Annotated in this window: 2 protein-coding genes; both read left to right on the forward strand. The window is 69.9% G+C overall.

The window, feature by feature from the left end:
- Positions 1 to 54 precede the first annotated feature (54 nt).
- Positions 55 to 495 carry a hypothetical protein gene (locus ACFWF3_RS35875; protein ID WP_378992985.1) on the forward strand — a complete coding sequence of 147 codons (441 nt, stop codon included), beginning with the start codon at positions 55 to 57 and terminating at the stop codon, positions 493 to 495.
- 141 nt (positions 496 to 636) lie between these two features.
- Positions 637 to 1,422 (forward strand): alpha/beta hydrolase, encoded by a 786-nt coding sequence (locus ACFWF3_RS35880; protein WP_379318609.1) that lies wholly within the window; start codon positions 637 to 639, stop codon positions 1,420 to 1,422.
- Positions 1,423 to 1,425 lie beyond the last annotated feature (3 nt).

The following is a 1,425-nucleotide window of genomic DNA, read 5'->3' on the forward strand; positions in this document are numbered from 1 at the left end:
GGGGCTGGAATGCATCCTGGATCACGCGAAGCGGGCGATGGAGGGGCAGAGCCGGTGAGACAGCCGAAGGATCCAGCCCTCACACCCGCGATCACCGCCGCCCTCGGTGCCGCGGGCGCCGGCCTGGCCGACCGAGTCCGCGCCGATATCCTGCACAGCTCGCGACCGGTGTTCGGCTTCTACCTCGCGCAGACGTTGGACTCGCTCACCACCAGGCTCGCCGACGGCACGAGCCCGCGGCCGGAAACACCAGCCCAGCAGCTGTGTCTGCACCTGATGATCGCCCACGTCCAGCAGCGCTGCGCACTGCCCGGATTGGATCGAGCTCGCGCCGCCCTGCTGCCCGACACGTCCCACGAGATCCTCGCCCGGATACTGGGTGCCTCCGGAAACATTGCCGCGACCTATGATTTCGATGCCCTCGGCCACGCCTTGGCAGTGGGCGGTATGGGTGCGTTCTTCGCGCCGTTCGACTCCGACGAGATGGTGGCCTGAGCGTCCGTGGACGAACCTACCGACTTTCATCCCGACCTACGCTTTGCCCGATACCTGCCACGCACGGTCGTCGGATCACGGTCGGTGGGTCTCATCCGGAAACTGACGGCTCGTAGCGGCAGCCGACCACCGTCCGAAGGCGTGCTCGAGCGGGTCGACGCGAATGTCACGGTCCGGCTGTTCCGGCCCGACGGCGCGCGACCGAAAGCACCGGCGGTGTTGTTCGTGCACGGCGGCGGGTACCTCATCGGCAATGCGGCGATGGGCGACGGATTCTGCCGGCGGGTCGCCGGCGAACTCGGTGCGGTCGCGGCATCGGTCGAGTACCGGCTGGCGCCGGAACACCCGTTCCCCGTCCCGCTCGAGGACTGCTACGCGGCGCTGCGCTGGCTCGCGGCTCGATCCGATGTGGACGCTCGCCGGATCGCGCTCGTCGGCGAGAGCGCGGGCGGCGGGTTGGCCGCCGCGTTGGCCCACCTCTGCACGTGGAGTGCCGAGGTGAGCCCCGTTCTCCAGGTGCTGTCCTATCCGATGCTCGACGACCGGACTACCGCCCGCACCTACCCCACTCCCGGCCGGTTACGTCTGTGGAACGAACGGAGCAACCGGCTCGGCTGGCGTTCCTACCTCGGCAGTGCCAGCGGCGACACCGTATCGCCCCTGGCGGTTCCGGCCCGCTGCGACGACATGACCGGGCTCGCGCCGGCCTGGATCGGCGTGGGGACCAACGATCTCTTCTACGCCGAAGACCTCGCCTATGCCGAACGCCTCCGGCAGGCCGGCATTCGGTGCACCCTGCGGGTGGTGGCCGGCGCCTACCACGGCTTCGACCTGGTCGAGCGGCGCACGCCGGTCGCGCGTGCCTTTCGGCGAGCCCGGCTGGATGCCCTCGACGACGCGCTCAACGGCGGGGCAGACCCCGCGTAAGCC

This window comes from Nocardia sp. NPDC060220, assembly GCF_042727815.1.
Taxonomy (GTDB): domain Bacteria; phylum Actinomycetota; class Actinomycetes; order Mycobacteriales; family Mycobacteriaceae; genus Nocardia.